Origin of the sequence: Candidatus Planktophila versatilis, assembly GCF_002288345.1 — a bacterium.
In the GTDB taxonomy this organism is placed as follows: domain Bacteria; phylum Actinomycetota; class Actinomycetes; order Nanopelagicales; family Nanopelagicaceae; genus Planktophila; species Planktophila versatilis_A.
On record NZ_CP016781.1, the window covers coordinates 768,643 to 790,569 of the forward strand.

23 protein-coding genes are annotated in these 21,927 nt (G+C 48.8%); 2 read left to right on the forward strand and 21 right to left on the reverse strand.

The window, feature by feature from the left end; genetic code table 11:
- Window positions 1-18: 18 nt before the first annotated feature.
- From trmD to recG, 17 genes are all read right to left on the reverse strand, one after another.
- Window positions 19-702 carry a tRNA (guanosine(37)-N1)-methyltransferase TrmD gene (gene trmD / locus A1sIIB142_RS03900; RefSeq protein ID WP_095693759.1) on the reverse strand — a complete coding sequence of 228 codons (684 nt, stop codon included), beginning with the start codon at window positions 700-702 and terminating at the stop codon, window positions 19-21.
- Window positions 699-1,202, reverse strand: coding sequence for a ribosome maturation factor RimM (rimM, locus tag A1sIIB142_RS03905; RefSeq protein ID WP_095693760.1), 504 nt, complete (start codon window positions 1,200-1,202; stop codon window positions 699-701). Before rimM ends, trmD begins: the two co-directional genes overlap by 4 nt.
- A gap of 11 nt (window positions 1,203-1,213) precedes the next feature.
- The gene (locus A1sIIB142_RS03910) at window positions 1,214-1,453 is read right to left on the reverse strand and encodes an RNA-binding protein (RefSeq protein ID WP_095674948.1); all 240 of its coding nucleotides are present in this window, start codon (window positions 1,451-1,453) and stop codon (window positions 1,214-1,216) included.
- Between the two features lie 2 nt (window positions 1,454-1,455).
- A complete protein-coding gene (rpsP, locus tag A1sIIB142_RS03915) occupies window positions 1,456-2,016 on the reverse strand; it encodes a 30S ribosomal protein S16 (RefSeq protein WP_095693761.1) in 561 nt (186 codons plus the stop codon).
- A gap of 140 nt (window positions 2,017-2,156) precedes the next feature.
- The gene (ffh, locus tag A1sIIB142_RS03920; protein ID WP_095693762.1) at window positions 2,157-3,599 is read right to left on the reverse strand and encodes a signal recognition particle protein; all 1,443 of its coding nucleotides are present in this window, start codon (window positions 3,597-3,599) and stop codon (window positions 2,157-2,159) included.
- Between the two features lie 12 nt (window positions 3,600-3,611).
- Entirely contained in the window at window positions 3,612-5,873 is a 2,262-nt protein-coding gene (locus A1sIIB142_RS03925; RefSeq protein ID WP_095693763.1) for a [protein-PII] uridylyltransferase, read from the reverse strand.
- Window positions 5,874-5,912: 39 nt separating this feature from the next.
- On the reverse strand, window positions 5,913-6,251 hold the full coding sequence (locus A1sIIB142_RS03930) for a P-II family nitrogen regulator (protein WP_095674952.1): 339 nt from the start codon (window positions 6,249-6,251) through the stop codon (window positions 5,913-5,915).
- Entirely contained in the window at window positions 6,248-7,552 is a 1,305-nt protein-coding gene (locus A1sIIB142_RS03935) for an ammonium transporter (protein ID WP_095693764.1), read from the reverse strand. The genes A1sIIB142_RS03930 and A1sIIB142_RS03935 overlap by 4 nt, the downstream gene beginning before the upstream one ends.
- 156 nt (window positions 7,553-7,708) lie before the next feature.
- Window positions 7,709-8,545 carry a signal recognition particle-docking protein FtsY gene (gene ftsY, locus A1sIIB142_RS03940; protein WP_095693765.1) on the reverse strand — a complete coding sequence of 279 codons (837 nt, stop codon included), beginning with the start codon at window positions 8,543-8,545 and terminating at the stop codon, window positions 7,709-7,711.
- Window positions 8,546-8,563: 18 nt separating this feature from the next.
- On the reverse strand, window positions 8,564-12,100 hold the full coding sequence (smc, locus tag A1sIIB142_RS03945) for a chromosome segregation protein SMC (RefSeq protein WP_223299166.1): 3,537 nt from the start codon (window positions 12,098-12,100) through the stop codon (window positions 8,564-8,566).
- Window positions 12,101-12,167: 67 nt separating this feature from the next.
- The gene (rnc, locus tag A1sIIB142_RS03950; protein ID WP_236849876.1) at window positions 12,168-12,800 is read right to left on the reverse strand and encodes a ribonuclease III; all 633 of its coding nucleotides are present in this window, start codon (window positions 12,798-12,800) and stop codon (window positions 12,168-12,170) included.
- A gap of 49 nt (window positions 12,801-12,849) precedes the next feature.
- Window positions 12,850-13,023 carry a 50S ribosomal protein L32 gene (gene rpmF, locus A1sIIB142_RS03955; protein WP_095674956.1) on the reverse strand — a complete coding sequence of 58 codons (174 nt, stop codon included), beginning with the start codon at window positions 13,021-13,023 and terminating at the stop codon, window positions 12,850-12,852.
- Window positions 13,024-13,117: 94 nt separating this feature from the next.
- A complete protein-coding gene (locus A1sIIB142_RS03960; RefSeq protein WP_095693767.1) occupies window positions 13,118-13,687 on the reverse strand; it encodes a YceD family protein in 570 nt (189 codons plus the stop codon).
- 21 nt (window positions 13,688-13,708) lie between these two features.
- Entirely contained in the window at window positions 13,709-14,197 is a 489-nt protein-coding gene (locus A1sIIB142_RS03965; protein ID WP_223299167.1) for an ATP synthase subunit B family protein, read from the reverse strand.
- Window positions 14,194-14,676 (reverse strand): pantetheine-phosphate adenylyltransferase, encoded by a 483-nt coding sequence (gene coaD, locus A1sIIB142_RS03970; protein ID WP_095674958.1) that lies wholly within the window; start codon window positions 14,674-14,676, stop codon window positions 14,194-14,196. Before coaD ends, A1sIIB142_RS03965 begins: the two co-directional genes overlap by 4 nt.
- 29 nt (window positions 14,677-14,705) lie before the next feature.
- Window positions 14,706-15,293 (reverse strand): 16S rRNA (guanine(966)-N(2))-methyltransferase RsmD, encoded by a 588-nt coding sequence (gene rsmD / locus A1sIIB142_RS03975; RefSeq protein ID WP_095693768.1) that lies wholly within the window; start codon window positions 15,291-15,293, stop codon window positions 14,706-14,708.
- A gap of 2 nt (window positions 15,294-15,295) precedes the next feature.
- Window positions 15,296-17,461, reverse strand: coding sequence for an ATP-dependent DNA helicase RecG (gene recG, locus A1sIIB142_RS03980; protein WP_095693769.1), 2,166 nt, complete (start codon window positions 17,459-17,461; stop codon window positions 15,296-15,298).
- 151 nt (window positions 17,462-17,612) lie between these two features.
- On the opposite strand from recG, the gene rpmB reads away from it, so the two are divergent.
- Window positions 17,613-17,798, forward strand: a complete 186-nt coding sequence (gene rpmB / locus A1sIIB142_RS03985; RefSeq protein ID WP_095674961.1) for a 50S ribosomal protein L28 — start codon at window positions 17,613-17,615, stop codon at window positions 17,796-17,798.
- Window positions 17,799-17,804: 6 nt separating this feature from the next.
- Here rpmB and thiL read toward each other — a convergent pair whose 3' ends face one another.
- Entirely contained in the window at window positions 17,805-18,725 is a 921-nt protein-coding gene (gene thiL, locus A1sIIB142_RS03990; protein ID WP_223299168.1) for a thiamine-phosphate kinase, read from the reverse strand.
- A 47-nt stretch (window positions 18,726-18,772) separates the two neighbouring features.
- Here thiL and A1sIIB142_RS03995 point away from each other — a divergent pair, with 47 nt between their 5' ends.
- A complete protein-coding gene (locus tag A1sIIB142_RS03995; RefSeq protein WP_095674963.1) occupies window positions 18,773-19,006 on the forward strand; it encodes an Lrp/AsnC family transcriptional regulator in 234 nt (77 codons plus the stop codon).
- Window positions 19,007-19,017: 11 nt separating this feature from the next.
- Here the strand turns inward: A1sIIB142_RS03995 and A1sIIB142_RS04000 are convergent, their stop codons facing one another.
- Genes A1sIIB142_RS04000 through A1sIIB142_RS04010 form a run of 3 tightly spaced genes read right to left on the reverse strand, consistent with a single transcriptional unit; the run spans window position 19,018 to window position 21,859 of the window.
- The gene (locus tag A1sIIB142_RS04000) at window positions 19,018-20,085 is read right to left on the reverse strand and encodes a D-alanine--D-alanine ligase family protein (protein ID WP_095693771.1); all 1,068 of its coding nucleotides are present in this window, start codon (window positions 20,083-20,085) and stop codon (window positions 19,018-19,020) included.
- Window positions 20,082-21,083, reverse strand: coding sequence for an NAD(P)H-dependent glycerol-3-phosphate dehydrogenase (locus tag A1sIIB142_RS04005; protein ID WP_095693772.1), 1,002 nt, complete (start codon window positions 21,081-21,083; stop codon window positions 20,082-20,084). Before A1sIIB142_RS04005 ends, A1sIIB142_RS04000 begins: the two co-directional genes overlap by 4 nt.
- Window positions 21,080-21,859, reverse strand: coding sequence for a lysophospholipid acyltransferase family protein (locus A1sIIB142_RS04010; RefSeq protein ID WP_095693773.1), 780 nt, complete (start codon window positions 21,857-21,859; stop codon window positions 21,080-21,082). Before A1sIIB142_RS04010 ends, A1sIIB142_RS04005 begins: the two co-directional genes overlap by 4 nt.
- Between the last annotated feature and the right edge of the window lie 68 nt (window positions 21,860-21,927).

Below are 21,927 nucleotides of genomic sequence, written 5' to 3' on the forward strand. Positions count from 1 at the left end.
AGTGCCATTACTTTCGAGTTAGAGATTATCTTTTGCACGTTTTTCTGCCTGTTGGCTTCGCCACTTTGCAATTTCTGCGTGATTTCCGCTGAGTAATATCTCTGGTACCGAGATACCTCGCCATTCTTGTGGCTTGGTAAAGTTTGGATATTCGAGGTAGCCCTCAAATTTATGTGATTCTTCCGACAAAGACTCTGGGTTACCGAGCACTCCTGGTATGAGTCGTGTAATTGCCTCAATCATGACCATCGACGCAACTTCTCCCCCACCTAGAACATAGTCACCAATGGAGATTTCATGAACGCGAATATTGCGGTTCTGGAATTCTTGCGTTGAATAATACTGACGCACACGATCATCAATTCCCTCATAGCGCCCGCATGCGAATATCAGGTGGGTTGCAGTTGAGAATTCTTCCGCTGTTTTCTGAGTAAAGCGACGACCTGCTGGGGTGAGGATGATGAGATCTGTATTCTCACTCATCAATGGATCAAGGGTCTTTCCCCACACTTCCGGCAACATCACCATGCCGGCGCCTCCACCATAAGGAGTGTCATCGACAGTGTTGTGATTATCGGTACTCAGAGCGCGCAGATCATGAACTTCAATCTCAAGTAGACCTGAGCTTTGAGCTTTGCCGAGTAGGGATAGTTTCAGCGGTGATAGATACTCAGGAAATATGGAAATGACATCTATTTTCATCGCACACTTCCATCGATATCAGGTGGAATTACCGTCATTCGCTTAGCTTTAATATCGACAACCGGAACCAATTGACGGACAAATGGAATCAGTATTTCGCCATCGGCGCTTTTGATTGCTAAGACATCTTGACCCGGCAAGTTCAATACATCGGTGACAACTCCGAACTCATCTCCGTCAACGAGATAGGCGGTGCAGCCAACAAGTTGTAAGACGTGATAATCATCTTCATCAATTCCAGGCGCTTGGATATCAACTTCGGCATAGAGAAGTTCATTGCGCAGCGCTTCAATCGAATTGCGGTCCTCAATTCCTTGGAAACCAAGGAGAAGAATTCCATTGTGAACGCGGGCAGAAACCACAGTTAATTCACCGTGGCTATCTGTCTCTAAGACTGCACCGATGGCAAAGCGATTTTCAGCTTCGTCAGTGCGAACTTCGATTGTCGCCTCACCTAAAATTCCGTGAGCTTTACCAATGCGGCCCACGTTTAATTTCATGGGTGTAAAAGTTAGCGAACCTCGTCGGTATCGATGAGATCAACACGAACAGTGCGTCCTGCTAGCGCGCTTACGACTGTGCGTAGCGCCTTAGCTGTACGACCATTACGGCCAATCACCTTGCCGATATCTTCAGGATTAACACGTACTTCGAGAGTTGTTCCTCGACGATGAGTCTTTTCCTTCACATTGACATCGTCAGGGTTATCAACGATTCCCTTTACGAGATGTTCGAGTGCTTCGTCAATCATATTTATTCAGCAGGAGTTTCTGCTACAGCCGCATCTTCTACAACCGCTTCTGGCGCAGGAGTCTCTTCGGCTACAACTTCAACCGGAGTTTCTACTACTGCTTCAGCTGGAGCTTCCGCAACAACTTCTGCCACTGGCTCGGCCACAACAGGATTTGCCTTTGCAGCTAACTTGTCCTGTGCCTTCTTCTTCAAAGTTGTTGCACCTTCTGCAGGCTCTGCAGCGGCAGCCTTCACAGCTGCTTCATAGGCAACGCTCTTGTGTGGCTTTGGAGCTGCAACACGAAGTGTTCCTTCCGCTCCTGGAAGACCCTTGTGCTTCTGCCAATCTCCGGTCACCTTCAGAAGCGCCTCTACTGCCTCTGATGGTTGTGCGCCAACACCAAGCCAGTACAGAGCACGCTCTGAATTAACTTCGATCAGTGATGGTTCTTGACCTGGAACGTAGCGACCAATTTCTTCAATTGAAAGACCGTTACGTGCCTTACGTGAATCTGTAACTACGATGCGGAAATAAGGTGTGCGAATTTTTCCCATGCGCATTAAGCGAATTTTTGTAGACAAAGAACTTGTGCTCCTAAAAAGTGTGCCGAACCAAATTGCTACAGCGGGGTGCGTAACTAAGTGGTCCAACTGTGGATTGGATTGTTACCGGGGTAGAGGGCCCTGTAACAGGTGGCTAATCTTGCCAGGTACGCTCAAAATTAAGAAATCGTCCCATTTTCCAGCGCACGCTTAGCGGGATTTCCGGATTTCGACTTCTTCTTAGCCGGTGGCACAGTCTTAGACGGCGCTGGAGGAAGACCTGGCATTCCAGCAGGCATCCCCGGCATTGATCCACCGTTTCTCATCTGCTTCATCATCTTCTGCGCAGCGGTGAACTTATCCACCAGTGCATTGACATCAGAGACTTTTCGTCCAGCACCCAAAGCGATTCGAGCGCGACGTGAACCATTAAGAACTTTCAAATCTCGACGTTCCTTGGGAGTCATCGATTGCACTATTGATTTTGTGCGCGTGATCTCAGATTCATCGAAATTCTCAATCTGTTTCTTCATAGCACCCGCACCGGGAAGCATTCCAAGTAGCTTGCCCATCGAGCCCATTTTTGACATGGCCTCTAGTTGTTCTAGGAAATCATCGAGGGTGAAATCTTCTCCCGATAAGAATTTATCCTCTAACTTCTTGGCAGAGTCACCATCGAAAGCTTTCTTCGCTTGTTCGGCCAGCGTGGCAACATCTCCCATACCCAGGATGCGAGAAGCCATACGTTCTGGATAGAAGATATCGAAATCACTGATTTTTTCACCAGTGGATGCAAACATAATCGGGCGACCAGTAAGGGCGGCGATGGACAGTGCTGCTCCACCACGTGCATCACCATCGAGCTTGGTGAGCACCACTCCATCAAAGCCAACGCCATCTTGAAAAGCTTGTGCTGTGCGCACGGCATCTTGGCCAATCATGGCATCGACAACAAAGAGGATTTCATCGGGCGAGACCGCATCACGAATAGCAATCGCTTCATTCATTAACTCTTGATCCACACCTAGGCGTCCAGCGGTATCAACAATGACCATGCTGTGGAGTTTTGATGTAGCAAATGCAATGGCATCTCGTGCAACGGTTACGGGATTACCCACACCATTTCCAGGTTCAGGTGCAAATACTGGAACTCCAACAGATTTGCCAACTACCTGCAATTGATTTACCGCATTCGGGCGTTGTAAATCTGAGGCGACAAGAATTGGGGTCTCACCTTGGTCTTTATAAAACTTTGCTAGCTTTGCAGCCAGAGTCGTTTTACCGGCACCTTGTAACCCAGCCAACATGATGACCGTCGGAGGTTTCTTTGCAAAGCGGATCCGACGTGCTCCCCCACCAAGAATTTCCGTGAGTTCCTGGTTTACGACATCAAAGATTGCCTGTGCTTGATTTGTGCCCGCTTGCAGAGTTGAAAGTAACTCCAGTGATTTGCTCTGTACCTGTGCTGTGAAACTCTCCACAACTTCTAGTGCCACATCAGCTTCAAGAAGAGCCTGGCGAATCTCTAGGGTGGTGAGTTCGATATCTTTTTCAGATATTTTACCTCTTGCACGAAGTGCACCAAATGCACCAGCAAATTTCGATGAGAGCGAATCAAACATAGTGGGGGAACTCTACTTCAGGGCTGCTCGAATTCGAATCGCCACTTCATTGGCACGTTCGGCGCTCAGTGGGCCTCCCCCAATTTCACTCACATAAAGGGTGTCAATGGCTTCGGCACCCAGTGTTGTGACAATGGCAGAGCGAATATCAATATTGCTTCGGGTAATTGCATCACCGATACGAAATAGCAGCGCTGGTTGGTCGTGGCTTCTCACCTCAATAATGGTTGCATCAGTTGCCGCATCCATAAAGGTCTCAACAACAGGTGCGGGAACGGGAATAGTAGGCAGCTGGGCATATGTGTCGATACGTTCTTGGATTCGTGATGCAAGCGAACTCTTATTCTCCAGAGCCCTGGCTAGCTCTTGATGCAACTTCTCTTGCGTTAATGCAGGCGCATGAGGGTCCGGGATAACAATCCATTCCATAACGGCTGCTTGTGCAACAGATTTAGTTCGAGCGGATCTGACATCAAGGCGCATGACGTTGAGAACGCCGGCAACAACGGAGAGCAGCCCTGTGCTATCTGGCACAACTATCTCGATGGCATAGACATCACCGCGATCTTCGATGCTGACAGAGAGGACACCCGATTCGGCGCGCTCTCGCTGAGCAACTGTGAGTTCGGGCTGTTGAGCCACTGTGTTATCCGTAATTGCTTTCTCAACCCGATTTACGAGCTCTGCGACAAGAGATGCTTTCCAATCACTCCACGCAGCCCGCCCGGTTGCCTCACCATCGGCAATGCTGAGAGCATGTAAGAGTTCTAGGGATTGTAAATCTGGAATTACTTCTGCAACTGAGGTGATAGTTGCAGGGTCATCTAAATCTCGACGCGTAGCTGTTGCTGAAAGCAGTAGGTGATGCTTGACCAATAGCTTTATCGTTGCAATGTCATCGATGGAAAAACCAATTCGCAGGGCAAGTGGCTCAATGAGTCTTTCCCCTCTTTCGGAATGGTCTTCTTCCGTTCCCTTTCCAATGTCGTGAAAGAGCGCGCTAAAGAGAAGCAGGTCTGGTCTGTGAACTTTTCGAGTCAGAGTTGCCGCATGAACAGCTGTCTCAACCATATGTCTATCAACGGTATGGCGGTGCAATACATTTCGCTGCGGTAGTGAACGAACAGCTTTCCACTCTGGAATCCAGGCAAAGAGAACTTCTTCCTGATCAAGGGCTTCAAAGACTTGCACCATGGCGGCACCTGCACCGATAAGTGAAATCAGATTCTCACGAGCATCGCGTGGCCAAGGATTGGGAAGGTGACCCAGACCATTTCCAAGTGATTCTGATAAACGCTCAAGTGAATCCATTGACAATGGAAGTCCTAATTGAGCAGCCGATGCTGCAGCACGTAACCCAATCACTGGATCACCTGCAAAATCTGCGCTGGGATCAATAACTACTTCTTTATTTGAAACGCTGATATCGCGTGAAATGGTTGTGGTGCGAACGCGACGCAAGAATCGTCCAGCACCATCTTTGCCTTTATATGCATATCGATACCACGTTGAATCTAGAAGGTAGTCAACCGAACGAGCAGCCTGGGCAACTTCACTCATGAGAGCATCAGCATCTGCATATCCCAATAGCGCTGCCACTTTATCTTGCTCTTGAAAAAACAACTTGTCCTTATCGCGCCCACTGACGGTATGAAGGGCCTCTCTCACGTTTGCGAGAATTGATTCAGCAACACTTATCTTCTCTATCGGAATTAAAATCGTTCCACTTTTATGGATTGCGCGCAGCGCAGTGATATCACGTAATCCACCGCGAGCCTCTTTCAGGTCAGGCTCTAGCAGATATGCCAACTCACCAAAACGTTGATGGCGTTCAGTCAGAGAACGCTCTAGTTCAGGGAGTCTGCCCTTTGAGTTCTTACGCCATTCATCTAACGCATCGATTTGTACGCTGGCAACTAGATCAGCACTTCCACAGACAAGCCTGATATCTAATAGACCAAGAATTACCTTGAGATCATCACTGGCCGCAGCTCGAACCTCCGCGCGGGTACGGACGGAGTAGTCAACCTTTATCTTTTTATCCCAGATTGGATAAAGTATCTTATTTACTAACTCTCCCAACTGAGCTTCAGGTAGGGATCCGTTATGAAGAATGACAATATCTAAATCCGAACCTGGAGATAGTTCGCCGCGGCCGAAACCTCCGACCGCGGCGATAGCTACCTCTTCAACATTGGCGCCACTTTCTTGGAACAGCGATGTGAGAAGAAGATCTCCCTCGTTAGATCTATTTCTTCGCTCTCGTGTTCCCATGGTCCAATCTTAGTTTCCAGTTACTTGGTTTGGGCCTCCCTAGATAGCCTCAGGTCCACGCTCTCCTGTTCGAACGCGCACGACCTGTTCTACTGGAGTTGTCCAAACCTTGCCATCACCGATAGATCCAGTTGATGCAGCTTTGACGATGACATCCACGGTTGATGCCGCATCCTTGTCATCTACAAGAACTTCGAGACGGACTTTTGGAACGAGGTCAACGGTGTATTCAGCACCGCGATAGACCTCGGTATGGCCACGCTGACGTCCGAAGCCACTGGCTTCAGAGACAGTCATGCCGTTGATGCCTGCTGCTTGCAGCGCATCTTTTACTTCATCTAACTTGAACGGTTTGAGAATTGCGGTAATCAACTTCATAGTGATGCACCTCCACGTGATGAGCTAGCTAGTTCATAAGCAGATTCAGCATGTTCCTTGAGGTCGATGCCTTCGATTTCAACTTCACGTGTGACACGGAAGCCGATAGTTTTTTCGATTGCATATCCGATAATCAGAGTTGCAATGAATGAGTACGCAAGTACTAGACCAACACCTAGTGCTTGCTTGCTTAGCAGCGCAGTTCCACCACCATAGAAGATTCCATCTAGTCCGATGCTATTGACAGCGCTAGCTCCGAATAGACCGATTGCTAGTGAACCCCAGATGCCACCAACAAGGTGAACGCCTACGACATCGAGTGAATCATCGAAGCCGAACTTGTACTTCAGGCTCACTGCAAGTGAGCAGAGGATTCCGGCGATGAAACCGATCACCACTGCAGCCCAAGGAGCAACGAATGCACACGCTGGTGTGATGGCTACAAGACCTGAAACCGCACCTGACGCCGCACCCAATGATGTTGCATGTCCATTGCGAATCTTTTCAACTAAGAGCCAACCGATTACTGCACCCGCAGTTGCGACCTGAGTATTCATAAAGGCAAGTCCTGCGATTCCATTTGCAGCAAGGGAAGATCCAGCATTAAAGCCAAACCAACCAAACCACAGTAAACCTGAGCCAAGCATTACCAAAGGCAATGAGTGTGGACGCATTGATTCTTTACGCCACCCGATGCGCTTTCCAAGAACGATTGCAAGTGCCAAACCTGCAGCGCCGGCATTGATGTGAACGGCAGTTCCACCAGCAAAGTCTTGGACTCCCTTACCGGCGAGATATCCGGTGCTAGTGATTGTGTCGCCAATCTTGTTTCCAAATGCGAAGACCCAGTGAGCCACTGGGAAGTAGACAACTGTTGACCAGATCGCGACAAAGATTGCCCACGAAGTGAATTTTGCACGATCAGCAATAGCACCAGAGATAAGTGCTGGAGTGATGATTGCAAACATTAATTGGAAGGCCGCAAAGACGAGAACTGGAATTGGGTACACGCCGCCATTATTGGCGAGCTCATTTACCTGCCCACCAAGATTGCTTAGTCCGATTCCACCATACCAAGGTGAATCTGATTTATATCCAAAAGCTAATTCGAAACCATAGATAACCCATAGAACGCTCACGATTCCGATTGTCACCATAGACATCATCATCATGTTAAGAACACTTTTCGTGCGAACCATTCCGCCATAGAAAAATGCCAAGCCTGGAGTCATCAAAAGTACAAGGGCTGTACTTGCCAGCATCCATGCGGTGTCACCGCTATTAAGAACTACTTCTTCCATATCGAGTCCATTTCCGAATTCCTTCTATCAGAATCCATTGCATACGATTGAGATACTCGTCGTTGAGATGGCGCAAAGATGCCTACGGCGCATTACAGGAGATGGATTTGCAGGTTAAGGGTGTGTCACAAATGCACCCCAATTGTTACAAGTGGGTTACGCGAGCAAGCCCTCTAGGTACTTCTCGGCATCAAAGGGGGTGAAATCCGTGGCGGCTTCCCCAGTTCCGATGAACTTAATGGGTATATCCAGAGCGCTCTCAATGGCCAGGGCTACCCCACCGCGCGCACTTCCATCGAGCTTGGTCAGAATCAGTCCGGTGACATCAACAGCTTCGCTAAATACTTTTGCCTGCGTAAGACCGTTCTGCCCGGTGGTCGCATCAATGACCAGGAGAACTTCAGAGATCGGTGCGACCTTTTCTACAACTCGCTTTACCTTGCCAAGTTCATCCATGAGCGCACTCTTATTATGAAGTCGTCCAGCAGTATCTACTAGAAGGAAATTAGCACCCACTTCTAAAGCGCGTTTAGCGCTATCAAATGCGACCGAGGCCGGCTCGGCTCCTTCTTTTCCTGAAATAGTTTCAATACCGATGCGTTCACCCCATGTTGTTAGTTGCTCAACAGCTGCGGCGCGAAAAGTATCGGCTGCCCCAAGGAGTACGGACTTTCCTTGCGAATGTAGATGTGTTGCTAGCTTTGCAACCGAGGTGGTTTTGCCCGTGCCATTAACGCCGACAATAACAACTATCTGAAGGCCATCTCCAGTGGCTAGTGCGCGAGACTTGCCGGAAAATTTACTTCGCAGAATCTCTTTAATCGCACCTTCTGCATCATCTCCGCGCATCTTCTTCGCAGCTAACAACAGCTCTGTGACAAGTGATGGGCCTAAATCTGATGAGAGTAACTCGGTCTCGATCTCAGACCAATCGAGTGCTGATGCGGTGGAAGTTCCACGAACTTTGGCTACTAAACGATTAAAAAGACCCATCGTTAACCGACTAGCAGATTACGCGGTTTCAGATTCACGTAAACGCTGTGAAATCACTTCAGTCACGCCATCTCCACGCATTGTCACGCCATAGAGGGCATCAGCTATCTCCATGGTGCGCTTCTGGTGGGTGATGATGATCAACTGTGAACTTTGGCGTAGCTCTTCCAGGATTGTTAACAGGCGACCTAAGTTCACATCATCGAGTGCGGCCTCTACTTCATCGAGCACATAGAACGGACTTGGGCGCGCTTTAAAGATAGCGATCAACATGGCGATTGCAGTAAGTGACTTCTCGCCTCCTGATAAGAGTGAGAGACGCTTGACCCGCTTACCTGGCGGACGCGCTTCCACATCAACTCCAGTATTGAGTAAATCATCTGGGTTAGTAAGGAAGAGTCGACCATCGCCACCTGGAAATAGGCGAGCAAAAATATCTTTAAAGTGTTCTGCCACTTCTTCATAAGCCTGCATGAATATGTCTTGCACGCGATCATCGACTTCCTTGATGATATCCAGTAAATCTTTCTTAGTGTTTTTTAAATCTTCTAGTTGCTCAGCTAGGAATTTAAGTCGTTCTTCCAGGGCGTTATATTCTTCGAGAGCTAGCGGATTTATCTTGCCCAGCAGTGTGAGTGAACGTTCGGTTGCAGCGAGCCGCTTCTCCTGCTGATCGCGGCGGTATGGAATCAGTTCTGTTGCAACAATCTCACCTGATTCGGTTTCGATAAATGTCGGTACATCCTTATCAGGACCATATTCATTAATCAGAGTTGGGATATCGATTCCAAGTTCCTCAACTGCCTTAATCTCAAGTGCTTCCACTCGCATACGTTGTTCTGCGCGCGCAATCTCATCGCGATGAACACTCGAAGTAAGTTGGTCGAGTTCGGATGTCAGTTCGCGATTTCGCGCGCGTACTGTCAGCGTCTCACCTTCTCGATCTGAACGGTTTGTCTCCAGCCGCGAACGTTCGGTCTGAGCTTTAGCAATAGAACGTTCAATTTTAATGAGAACTTCATAGGCCGCTTCCGCAATCGCTTGCGAAATAATGGCACCTCGTGCTCGAGCTCCGCGACGCGATACTGCCCGTTCAGATGCATCTCGCTCTGCTTGCGCTGATTCTTCTAGTGCTAACGCGCGCGCTGAGATTGAGGTAACTCGCTCTTCGGCTGTGCGCACTGCAAGACGTGCCTCAACTTCAGCTGTTCGTGCTTGTGAGACAGAGTTGCGAATCTCCTCCGCGCTTGAGTGATCCGGCTCGGTTATCTCACCATGTTGCTGCATTTGTGTGCGAGCAATAATCAATTCATTTTCATCACGAGACTTAGCAGAAGTCGCTTCATTGATTGCAACTGTGAGGCGATCTACTTCAGCCCCGGCCGATTTAATGTTCTGGCCTGAAACCGCTAATTGCTCGGTAAGCGCAGCAATACGAGCATCTGATTCATTGAGCTTAGCAAGGGCTGAATCAAAAGTAGATTGCTTATTTTCTACCTCAGTCACCGCACTAGAAATCTCAAATTTCAAGCGATCACTCTTATGGTTGATATCTTCAAGCTTCGCACCCAGGTCGGCAACTAGTGCAGAGATTTCAATGAGTGAACGAGAAGAGGCGGAGCCTCCTCGTGCACGGTGTGATGCAAATACATCGCCATCTCGAGTGACCACAGTGACTGTCTTGTGCTGGCGCAATATGCCTTCAGCTTCAGCGGCGTTATCGGCCACCACCGTGGTTGATAGCAGTGATGTGAGAAGTTCCGATATTTGGTTTGAGCGAACATGGCTGAGCAGAGAATTCAGACCACTAGGGGTAGAAGTCGCAGATTGTGGGCCAGATTCATAGACCAGCACATCTGCTTGCCCAAGATTCTCGCGGCGAAGTGTGGTCAGAGCGCTCACTGCAGAAGAGAGATCTTTTACAACTACCGCATCTGCCAGTCCCCCGAGTGCAGCAGCCGTTGCAGCTTCCCATCCTTTATCAATTTCAATTAGAGAAGCGATACTTCCCAGAATCTGTACGCCACGTGAATCGCGTACCAACTCTGCAGCGCCATCGCGTGATTGCGAAGTAATACGAATCGCCTCCAGCTTTGATTCGAGGGCATTTCGCTCACGATCAGCTGCTCGCTCGGCATCAATGAGTTCTTCGTGAGATTTCTTCGCCGCATCAAGTGCGCTCTTTGCACCCTGAAATTCAGAATCGAGGCTTTGTTCTCCGGCATCGGCGTTACCGATTTCCATTTCAAATCTTGCGTAATCAACCTTCGCTATATCTAACCGAGATTGTGCTTCTGTGCGTGCAGCTTGCACACGTGAGATTTCTTCTGTGATTGCATCCAGTCGTGCCGCCAGAGATTTGATATGTCCTTCTTGACGCGCCGTACCTTCGCGTTGATCAGCAATGGCGCGCATCGCCGCAGCAATGGTGTCTTCCTCGGACTTGAGCGCTGCCTCGGCAGTACCCAAGAGAGTTGTTGCTTGTGTGAGTGCACTCTGTGCCTGAACAACTTCTGCGCGGAGTCGAGATTCTTCAACGCGCAGCGCTGCAGCTTCTTGGTCAAGAGCTTGCGGATCGCGACCAGCGTTGCGAGCTTCCTCTGCTTCTTCAGCTAAGAATCGTGAACGTTCTTGCGCAAGTGATTGCGTGCCTCTAAATTTTTCACGCAGCGCACTTAATGAATAGAAATTCTCTTGTGCACTAATTAATAGCGGGCTCTCAAAAGCTGAGGTGGCATCAAGTTCTTCTTCTCGGCGACGAACTCTGTCGAGTTCAGTCTCAACTAGAGCACGACGCTCACGTAGGGCATTCTCATCTGCAACTTCGGCATCGAGAGTCTTAGACATTGCAATGTAATCATCTGCCAGCAATCGCAACTTAGCATCGCGCAGATCTGCCTGGATGGTTGCCGCCTTCTTGGCAACCTCTGCCTGTTTGCCAAGCGGACGCAGCTGACGCCTGAGTTCAACGGTGAGGTCATTGACACGCGCCAGATTTGCTTGCATGGAGTCAAGCTTGCGAATCGCCTTCTCTTTACGTTTACGATGTTTAAGAACACCGGCAGCTTCTTCAATAAATCCTCGTCGCTCTTCCGGTGTTGCCAACAAAATTGCATCCAGTTGGCCTTGCCCAACGATGACGTGCATTTCACGGCCAATACCGGAATCGCTAAGGAGCTCCTGAATATCTAGAAGTCGTGATGCTTCGCCGTTGATCTGGTATTCACTCTGTCCATTACGAAAGAGGATGCGCGAAATAGTTACTTCGGTATATTCAATCGGCAGTGCGCCATCGGTGTTATCGATCGTGACTGCAACTTCAGCGCGACCAAGCGGCGCTCGGCCAGAAGTACCGGCGAAGATAACGTCTTCCATCTTTCCACCGCGCAGAGATTTTGCGCCCTGCTCGCCCATCACCCATGTGAGTGCATCAACAACATTTGATTTTCCAGAGCCGTTAGGTCCGACCACGCAGGTGATTCCGGGTTCGAGTCGAAGAGTGGTGGCAGAGGCAAAGGATTTAAACCCTTTAAGTGTCAGACTCTTCAAATACACGCGGTAAACCTACCGGTGTGTGCGCCTTTGGTATAAAAGCGACTCGGGTCAAGTTGAACTTGAGGGTTTAAGGCTCGAGTAGTGAAAGTATTTCCAAAGCAGTGCGGGCTGCTGATTGTTCTGCCTCGCGCTTACTTTTTCCACTTCCTTCTGCAATCGGAGCACCAGCAACTAGTGCAACTGCAGTAAAACTCTTATCGTGATCTGGTCCTGTTTCACTGACTTGATATTCAGGAGATCCCTTGCCTTGCGCGGCTAATAACTCTTGCAGCGCGGTCTTTCCATCAAGTCCGGCGCCTTTCGACATTGCACTATCGAGCGTCTCTTTAATCAATTGGCGAACCACGGTAGTTGATTTTTCAAATCCGCATTCAAGATAGATAGCGCCAATTAAGGCTTCTAGTGCATCAGCAAGAAGAGATTTTTTATCTCTGCCATTTGTGACTTCTTCGCCTTTGCCCAAACGGATGTATTTTCCGAGTTCGAGAGTTCGCGCGATATCTGCAAGTGCGCGCATATTGACTATGCCTGAACGCAGTGGAGATAAACGACTTTCATCAAGATCTGGGTATTTAAGGTAGAGCTCTTCGGTGACGATCAGGCCTAAAACAGAGTCACCTAAGAATTCCAGGCGCTCATTGGTCGTTGATATTCCAGTTTCATATGCAAAGGAACGGTGGGTAAAAGCTAACTCAAGCAGTTCTGGAGAAAGTTCTACCCCTAATTGCTTAAGAAGGTTTGAGTACAGATCAGACCTCTAGAACCTGACGGCGGTTATATGTGCCGCATGTTGGGCAAGCAACGTGGTTGAGCTTTGGTTGCTGGCACTGTGGGCAAGTTGAAAGAGCCGCTGCAGTTGTCTTCCACATGCTTCGACGGGAACGTGTCTTTGAACGAGACATTTTTCGCTTTGGTACTGGCACGGTAATCTTCCTTAATCTTGATGGCTACTTGATTGCTGCAAATCTAGATCTGCTAGCTGGTGTTGCGATGGGGCTAAGTATCGCCCATATCTGCTTAATTGCCAAAATCCAGGCTTCCAAGACCCGACCAGCGAGCATCGATGACTTCATGGGCATGGTCCTCTGGAAGGGATTCCCACTTTTCCCCGCAATCGGGACATAAGCCCAGGCACTCTTCGGAGCAGAGTGGGTTCACCGGCAGAGTGAGAATAATTGCATCGATGATGGGAATCTCAAGGTTCATCAGGTCCCCCTCCATCTGCAACTCTTCAACATCTTCTAAATCAATATCTTCTTCTACGCGCTTTTTCTTGCGACCTTTTTCATTTGTAGGCTCGTATCGATACAGCTCTTGAATTTTTCGGTCGATGACAACCTCAACTGGGTCTAAGCAGCGAATACATTCTCCTTGAGCTACCGCATAAATATCAGCGCTGAGAAGAACTCCTTCAGTCACTGACTCAAGCCGGGCGTCAACTTCAATGACATCGCCTTCTGGAACTGCAATCAGCGGCACTCCAATACGCGCATTGGCCGCAATATCAAGTTGATATTCCTTCATCTCTCCGGCACGACGAGCAAGCTCGTAAGTATTGAGCAGGAAAGGTTCGGTATTTCTTTTCATCTAAATCAGTCCTCTTGATTGCTAGCGATCAGAATTTAGCTGAGATAAAACGTCGTTATCGCCCGCACCTTCAAGTCGTTCGCGTCCGCGAGCCACTGCATCGAGAGTCTTATTAAGAATGACTTCTAGGGTGGCAAGGCGAGCGTCAATATATGCCTCGACCTCACGTCGCTCATCTTCGGCTATTGCGCGAGCGTCAACCAAGATTTTCTGCGCTTCATCACGCGCTGCCTGCACGATTGAAGTCTGCTCAATCATTCGTGAGACATCTTCACGTGTCGTTGCAATCATCGCTTCAGCGCTATTTCGTCCCTCATCAATAATTCGATCACGATCTTGCAAGATGGCTTCGGCACTTAAGAAATCAACTGGGAGAAAGTCACGGGCACTCTGCAAAATCTCCAACATCTCCCCACGATGGACAACACAGGAGGCAGAAAGTGGCACACCGCGTGCCTCTTCAATCATCGCAATCGCGGTATTAAGTTTCTCTATTGAATCCATTGTCATTCTGATGCTCCTACTCTTGCTTTCAGTGCTTGATGAACATTTTCCGGAACCATGGTTGAAACATCTCCGCCAAAGTGAGCAAGCTCTTTAACAATTGATGATGATAAGAATGAATGTGTCGGTGAAGTTGCCATAAACATGGTCTCCACACCTGATGCTTGGGTGTGCACTTGAGCCATCTGTAACTCATAATCAAAATCTGTGACCGCGCGCAAGCCCTTAACGATTGCCTGCACCTTATTTGCCTTGCAGTATTCAACGAGGAGTCCGTCCCCAGAGTCAACACGGACATTCTTAAACTTTGCAACATTTTGCTGAATCATCTGCATCCGCTCTTCAATAGTGAAGAGCGCTGCTTTTTTACGGTTCACAAAGACGGTCACGATTACTTCATCAAATTGATGGCTGGCGCGCTCGATAATATCTAAATGCCCAAAGGTGATGGGATCAAATGACCCGGGACAAACGGCGCGTCTCATAGTGCAAACGCTAGCAATGATTCGAGTTGTTATCCATTTTGCGCATCTACAGGCGTGGGAGAACCATAGAAAATAGTTGCTTGGCCGTAATTCTTTTCACGTACTTGCTCGAGTCCATCGGGCCAGGAAATCTCACGCACTCTGCTATTTCGCTCTACTGCAATCAGTGCCTGTGGATGTAAGAAACCACCAGAGACAAGCTGGATCAGGGTTTCAATCACATCGAGGTCATCAAGGTCATAGGGAGGATCTACATATACGAAGTGATATTGCAACTGTGCCTTATCTTGCAAGAATCGATTTACGCCCATGGTGTATAGATGAAACATTCCTGGGCATTGTGCACTCTTGATATTCTCATAATTCTTCTCAATCGCTTGAGCTGCGGGCTCATCTTTTTCCACCGCATGAACAACTGAGGCACCACGAGAGAGCGCCTCTAGTGCAATCGCACCGGTACCAGCGTATAAATCGAGAACATGCAATCCGTCAAAATCTCCAAATTCAGATGCCAGCGTTGAGAAGAGCGCTTCGCGCGCACGATCAGATGTAGGGCGGGTTGCAGATGCAACGGCATCAATATTTCTCCCTTTTGCGCGGCCGGCAATGATTCTCATAGTTAAGCCTTATCTATAAATTCAGCAGCGGCATCTGCTTGTATCTGGGCAAGTTCAGCTTCAAGAAGTGGATACTCCTTGATATCTCCATCAAGAATTCTAGATGCATCTTCACGGGCCTGCTCAATCATTGATTCATCCCGCAAAACGCGCAGTAATCGCAGATGTGATCGTGAGCCAGATTGACTGGCACCTAATACATCTCCTTCACGTCTTTGCTCTAAGTCAATGCGCGAAAGTTCAAACCCATCAGTAGTCCCCGCTACCGCTTCTAACCGCTCACGTGCCGGAGTTTGAGCAAGTGCTGATGTCACAAGCAGACATAGTCCAGGTGATGTGCCTCGACCCACGCGACCACGCAATTGGTGAAGTTGTGACACTCCGAATCGATCGGCATCCATGATGACCATCACCGTGGCATTGGGAATATCCACACCTACTTCTATAACAGTCGTTGAAATCAGAACATCAATTTCTTTATTGCTAAATGCTTTCATGGTCGCATCTTTAAGTTCGGAAGCCTGCTTTCCATGCAAGGGCGCAACACGCAGTCCCTGCAGCGCCCCTCCGGAAAGAAGTGGGCCGAGGTCTTCTACTGATGCCAATGTGGATGAACTTTCTCCCATCAGAAAATCAATATCCGCATCTTCTGATGTGCCGGCTGCGATGCGAGGTGCGACAACATAGGCCTGATGCCCTTGTGATACCTCTTCGCGAATTCGCTCCCACGCACGTTCCAGGAAGCCAGGTTTTTCTAAGACTGGCACAACATGCGTTGTAATTGGCTGTCGTCCAAGTGGAAGTTCGCGCAGAGTTGATACATCGAGATCTCCGAATACCGTCATGGCAACTGTGCGTGGGATTGGTGTTGCAGTCATGACCAATAAATGTGGCGGCGTAACTGCTTTGCCTTTAAGCGCATCGCGTTGTTCAACACCAAAACGATGCTGTTCATCGACGACAATCAAACCCAGATCTTTAAATTCAACGCTTTCACCAAGTAGTGCGTGAGTGCCAATCACAATTCCGGCCGCACCTGATGCTGCCTGCGCTAGCGCCTCTTTGCGAGCTGCCGCGTTCTGTGAACCGGTGATGAGAGTGAGATGAGTTGCTTTCTCTGACCCACCTAACATTCCGCCATGGGCTAGAGGACCAAGTAGGCTCTGAATGGTTCGCAGATGTTGCGCAGCTAAGACTTCAGTGGGTGCAAGCAGCGCCGCCTGTCCCCCGTTATCAATCACAGTCAGCATTGTGCGCAGCGCAACAATTGTCTTTCCTGAACCTACTTCACCTTGCAGCAGCCGGTTCATCGGATGTGGCTGCGCTAAATCATTTTCAATCTCTGCCGAAACCGCGCGCTGTCCCGCAGTAAGTTCGAAGGGTAGAGATGCATCAAATTCTTTTAGGAGTCCATCTGCTGTGACTGCTCGGGCTACCGCATCAAGACCTTTAAGTTCTTTCCGTCGTGTAAGTAGTAACAATTGAAGTAAGAACGCTTCATCGTAGGTGAGTCGCTCTCGTGCCTTCTCTGCGCTATCGAGATCTGCCGGATTGTGTAGTTGCACCAGAGCTTGATGCAGTGTGGGGTATCCATACTTTTCACGTATTAATTCGGGCAGGAAATCAGGAACTTCATCAAGTGCGCCTATTGCTAGTTCAATACATTGAGCAATTTTCCACGATGGCATCTTTGAACTTGCTGGATACATAGGCAGGTACTTGCCCGCAAAACCTTCCACCGCTGCATCGACATCATGGCCATCGGCAATGAGCTCATAATCTGGATGAGCAAGTTGACGTTTGCCATTAAAGACTCCTACCTTGCCGGCAAAGAGTCCTTGCTTACCAATCTTTAAATCTTTCTCACGCCATGCTTGGTTAAAGAAGGTGAGCGATAACTTCGCACTTCCATCAGTAACGATGACTTCAAGAATGTTGCCTTTTCTTCCCTGCAGCCGCCGGCTACTAGCGCTAAATACTTCAGCCAGAATTGTTACCTCATCGCCTTCATTAAGCTCTGAAATATCTGAAAGTTCCCCCCGCACTAAATAGCGACGCGGATAGTGATGGAGTAAATCTGCGACCGTGAGATAGCCGTATAAATCTCGCAATACCTTTGTTGTGCGATCACCCAATACTCCAACTAGTTTCGAGTCCAGGGTTGCCATGGCGACATTCTCTCGCCTCGGTTGCAATCCGCCTTGATTTAAGAGCGTGTGCTTTGAGCATAAATTTCACCGGATTCGCCCAAAGCCGCCCCTCTTGCTACCCTTACGCCCTGTTCGATTACGAGCGTTTAATCTAGAAGGAGAACCACCCATGGCATCTTCATGCGACATCTGTGGCAAGGGACCAAGCTTTGGCAATAACGTTTCACACTCACAGGTGAAGACACGTCGCCGTTGGAATCCAAATATTCAGCGCGTTAAGACTTTAGTAGGCGGATCATCAAAGCGTCAGAACGTTTGCACTTCGTGCCTTAAGGCCGGCAAAGTCACCCGCTAAATTCTTTTAATTGAAATGGCTCCAGGAAACTGGGGCCTTTTTCATTTCTATCCCCGAAATGCCAGAACCTGACGTAGCTCTTCCTATGCGCACTCCGGGTAAGTCTTTACCCGTAGCAAGAAATACATGATCTTCTCCCCCGCCTAAGACCCAATCCCACACATCACAGCCGCTATCAATTGCTAGTTTTTGTAGCTCTGCAAACTCTTCTACCTCTTGAATTAACTCAGTCTCAAAGTGCAGGCACACACCTGATGCTGCAGCCAATTGCTGGGCCTGAATCAGAAGTGAATCACTGATGTCACAAAGCGCGCTTGCCTGAGAAAAGTCCAATTCATAATCAAGTGTGGGAGCAGAAAATTCTGAAATCGCTTTTGTGGCAATTGCTCCTGCAGGTGGCTTCTCTTTCGAGAGCAGTGCCAACCCTGCAGCAGACCACCCAGTGAGTGAGGAAATAAATATGTCATCGCCAGCGCGGGCGCCACTGCGAAGAATCGGAGCATCAGAGCGACCCACTGCTGTCATAGCAATCGTTATCACCGATGAGCGAGCAATATCTCCACCAACAATCAATGCTCCCGCACGATCTGCCTCAGCTTTCATGCCACGAGCGAGTTGCTCAATCCATGTTAAATCTTCGGCGCCCGTCAGGGTCACTGCAGCAACTAAGTAATCACAGGTAGCACCCATAGCCAGAGCGTCGGCAACATTAGCTGCGGTAATTTTGCGCCCGATATCAAAGGGTGATGACCAGTCGGTTCGAAAATGCACCCCGGCAACAGCAACGTCGGTTGTGATTACTTGACGCTCTGCGCCCTGAACGACAGCAGCATCATCGCCAATTCCGACAAGCAGACAGGGGTCAGTGGTTGCAAAAACTTCCTTAAGTACGGAGATCACATCCGCTTCACTAAACCCCATAGCCATAAGCCTATGACATGAGATAACGTTAGGGCGAAGCGAAAGGAACTCATATGTCTATACAGGCTTATATCTTGATTCAAACTGAGGTAGGCAAGGCCTCATCCGTTGCCAATGCCATCAAGTTAATTCCGGGAGTTTCACTCGCTGAAGGTGTTACTGGTCCATACGATGTCATCATGCGCGCAGAGTCGCCATCGATGGAGGATTTCGGGCGCGCAATACTCTCTAAGGTGCAAGCGGTTCCAGGTATTACTCGCACACTTACCTGTCCAGTAACTAATTAATCCAGAACTAATTAATTGCCCAGCACCCCATTGGTGCGCTTTTGTGCGCCCTCTAGTAAATGAGTAATAACTTCGGAATATCCGATTCTCGTTGCAGCCCACATCTTTGGAAATACCGAAGTCGCCGTAAATCCAGGCATCGTATTGAGCTCATTAATAATCACTTCACCTTTTTCGCTCAGGAAGAAATCAACTCTGGCTAGACCTGAACAGCCGAGTGCTAAAAATGCCTTGATTGCAGAGTTCCGGATCTTTTCTGCAATTGCGCTATCGATTGGTGCTGGAAGTTCTATCGAGGTTGCACCATCTAAGTACTTTGCTTCAAAGTCATAGAACTCAAATCTAGAATCGATATGAATCATTCCCGCAATTGAAGCTTGTGGAACCCCATCAATTTCTAGGACAGCGCATTCAATCTCAGAGCCAACTATCGCCTTTTCCACCATTGCCTTTGGGTCAAAGCGATGCGCCTCTGCAATTGCAGCCGGTAATTGCTCAGCACTCTTCACCTTCGTTGTCCCGCGGGAAGATCCACCACGTGCCGGTTTCACAAATACCGGATAACCCAGAACTGCAATCTTTTTCGTAATGGCAGCCGCACTAGATTTCCAGACACCTTCATTAACGACTATTCCCGGAACAGTTGCAATGTCGTGGGAAGCAAATATTGGCTTGGCAAATGATTTATCCATCGCCACCGCAGAGGCAAGAACTCCAGAACCAACATACGGCATATCTGCCATCTCAAGCAGTCCTTGAATAGTTCCATCCTCACCATATGGACCGTGTAGCAACGGGAAAACGATATCTATCTTCAAATCTTTTCCACCACTAGAAAATCCGGCAATATCGACAACAACTGCGGGAGCGTTCTGTGGAACAGATGGAAGAACACCATTAACGATTGCCATGGTGTGATCTTCTGGAATCAAAACCCATGAGCCTTCTTTGGTAATTCCAATCAGAATGGGTTCATAGGCTGTGCGATCGATGGCGGCAAGGACTCCCCCGGCGGAGATACACGAGATTTCATGCTCGCTACTACGTCCACCACAAATGATTGCTACGCGCTGTGTCATCGGATGAAGTTTTCAGCCTTGGTGGTTATCTCCATCAATCTTTGTAACGCTGCTTCTGGAGTGAGTTTTTCACTCACAATGTCAGCTACTGCTTCAATTACGGGAACTTCGATACCCACGCGATGGGCAATTTCAAGTACGGCACTCGATGATGCAACGCCTTCGACAGTTTTAACCATCTGTGTGCGGGCAGCGCTCATAGAACCTGTGCGACCAATGACTTCACCAAAGGTTCTATTGCGCGAAAGTGGCGAGCCGCAACTGGCAACAAGATCTCCCATGCCTGCTAAGCCGGCGGCAGATAACGGATCAGAGCCGTGGGCTGCACATAATCGTGCGACTTCATTTAGCCCGCGGGTAATTAACATCGCTTGGGTATTTTCGCCAAAGCCCATGCCAATCGATAGCCCAACCGCTAGTGCTATAACACTCTTAATGGCGCCAGCAAGTTCGCAGCCCATGACATCAGTTGATGTATAGACGCGATAATAGGGAGTGCGAAATAACTCTCTAATCTGATCAGCTAGCACTTGCGACGTTGCCGCAGCAACAGCGCCGGCGGGCTGACGAAGCACAAGTTCATCGGCCAAGTTAGGTCCGGTAATGATTGCAATCTTATGTGCACCAAGAACGTCTTCAATAACCTCTGTCATGCGCATTTGAGTGGCTATTTCAATTCCTTTGAGGGTACTCACAATGGTGCAGTCCGATGGAAAGCGAGCCTTCCAATCTTCCAGCGTTGCCCGGATCTCTTGCGCAGGGATTGCAATTACATACATCTGCGAGAACGCGAATGCATCATCCAGACTGGTAGTCGCAATGATGTCATCGGGCAGTATGTGGCTACCTAAATACTTCACATTGGTATGAGCGGTGGAGATTTCTGTGATGACAGATTCACTGCGACCCCAAAGGAGTACTTCATTTCCCGCATCACTTAAGACCTGCGCCATGGTTGAACCCCAGGCGCCGGCACCGAAAACAGTTACTTTGCTCATGCTCTCTTCTTCTTAAAGTTACCTATCCGTGGAAGATCTGATGTGTGCGGGTCAAAGATTACTTCAGGTCGCTTCTCACCACGAATATCCTCGAGCAGGACGGTAATTTCTCGCATGATTTTAGCTGTTGCTTCAATCAGCGCCTGGGGGTCCTCGTGCTTTCCTTTCCAAGGCGAGAGATCGACCGGCTTGCCAGCTCTAATGACGATTGTCTTGCGCGGAAAGAGTTTTACTCGCTTGGTGTAATTCGGAACGACAAGTTGAGAACCCCACTGCGCAATCGGGATGACGGGCGTATCTGTTTCTAGCGCAAGGCGCGCGCACCCCGTCTTGGCAATCATGGGCCACATCTGCCCATCTCGGGTAAGAGTTCCTTCTGGATAAACACCGAGCATATGTCCGGACTCCAGCAGAATCTTTGCATGATCGACTGCATTCTTAGCATCGATACTTTCTCGTTCGACCGGAATCTGACCAGATGCTAAAAGAATTTTGCCGATCACAGGAACTCGAAAAACCCCAACCTTGCCAAGATATCGAGGGGCTCTGCCATTTCGAAAAAGAAAGTGCGTGAAGACCAGGACATCGAGATAGGACATGTGATTGCTTGCGACGATGACTCTGCCACTGGCCGGAATATTCTCGGCACCCTTCCAATCACTGCTCATGAAGAGATTGAAAATTGGAATCAAAATAGCTGCAAAGACTTTATAGGTGAGATTTGTGCCAAGGGGATAACCGCGTGGCGGTTCATAAGAAAGCTTGAACTCTGCCATGTTCGCTATGGTAACGGGGAAAGCAAGAAGGAGCCTTGCTTTCGCAAGACTCCTTCTTGTGAAAAGTG

Bases quoted from the DNA above. Each gene is read 5' to 3' on its own strand.
- trmD (WP_095693759.1), bottom strand. From the start codon at position 702: ATGAAAATAGATGTCATTTCCATATTTCCTGAGTATCTATCACCGCTG.
- rimM (WP_095693760.1), bottom strand. From the start codon at position 1,202: ATGAAATTAAACGTGGGCCGCATTGGTAAAGCTCACGGAATTTTAGGT.
- A1sIIB142_RS03910 (WP_095674948.1), bottom strand. From the start codon at position 1,453: ATGATTGACGAAGCACTCGAACATCTCGTAAAGGGAATCGTTGATAAC.
- ffh (WP_095693762.1), bottom strand. From the start codon at position 3,599: ATGTTTGATTCGCTCTCATCGAAATTTGCTGGTGCATTTGGTGCACTT.
- A1sIIB142_RS03925 (WP_095693763.1), bottom strand. From the start codon at position 5,873: ATGGGAACACGAGAGCGAAGAAATAGATCTAACGAGGGAGATCTTCTT.
- A1sIIB142_RS03930 (WP_095674952.1), bottom strand. From the start codon at position 6,251: ATGAAGTTGATTACCGCAATTCTCAAACCGTTCAAGTTAGATGAAGTA.
- A1sIIB142_RS03935 (WP_095693764.1), bottom strand. From the start codon at position 7,552: ATGGAAGAAGTAGTTCTTAATAGCGGTGACACCGCATGGATGCTGGCA.
- ftsY (WP_095693765.1), bottom strand. From the start codon at position 8,545: ATGGGTCTTTTTAATCGTTTAGTAGCCAAAGTTCGTGGAACTTCCACC.
- A1sIIB142_RS03960 (WP_095693767.1), bottom strand. From the start codon at position 13,687: ATGAAAAGAAATACCGAACCTTTCCTGCTCAATACTTACGAGCTTGCT.
- A1sIIB142_RS03965 (WP_223299167.1), bottom strand. From the start codon at position 14,197: ATGACAATGGATTCAATAGAGAAACTTAATACCGCGATTGCGATGATT.
- coaD (WP_095674958.1), bottom strand. From the start codon at position 14,676: ATGAGACGCGCCGTTTGTCCCGGGTCATTTGATCCCATCACCTTTGGG.
- rsmD (WP_095693768.1), bottom strand. From the start codon at position 15,293: ATGAGAATCATTGCCGGCCGCGCAAAAGGGAGAAATATTGATGCCGTT.
- recG (WP_095693769.1), bottom strand. From the start codon at position 17,461: ATGGCAACCCTGGACTCGAAACTAGTTGGAGTATTGGGTGATCGCACA.
- rpmB (WP_095674961.1), top strand. From the start codon at position 17,613: ATGGCATCTTCATGCGACATCTGTGGCAAGGGACCAAGCTTTGGCAAT.
- thiL (WP_223299168.1), bottom strand. From the start codon at position 18,725: ATGGCTATGGGGTTTAGTGAAGCGGATGTGATCTCCGTACTTAAGGAA.
- A1sIIB142_RS03995 (WP_095674963.1), top strand. From the start codon at position 18,773: ATGTCTATACAGGCTTATATCTTGATTCAAACTGAGGTAGGCAAGGCC.
- A1sIIB142_RS04000 (WP_095693771.1), bottom strand. From the start codon at position 20,085: ATGACACAGCGCGTAGCAATCATTTGTGGTGGACGTAGTAGCGAGCAT.
- A1sIIB142_RS04005 (WP_095693772.1), bottom strand. From the start codon at position 21,083: ATGAGCAAAGTAACTGTTTTCGGTGCCGGCGCCTGGGGTTCAACCATG.
- A1sIIB142_RS04010 (WP_095693773.1), bottom strand. From the start codon at position 21,859: ATGGCAGAGTTCAAGCTTTCTTATGAACCGCCACGCGGTTATCCCCTT.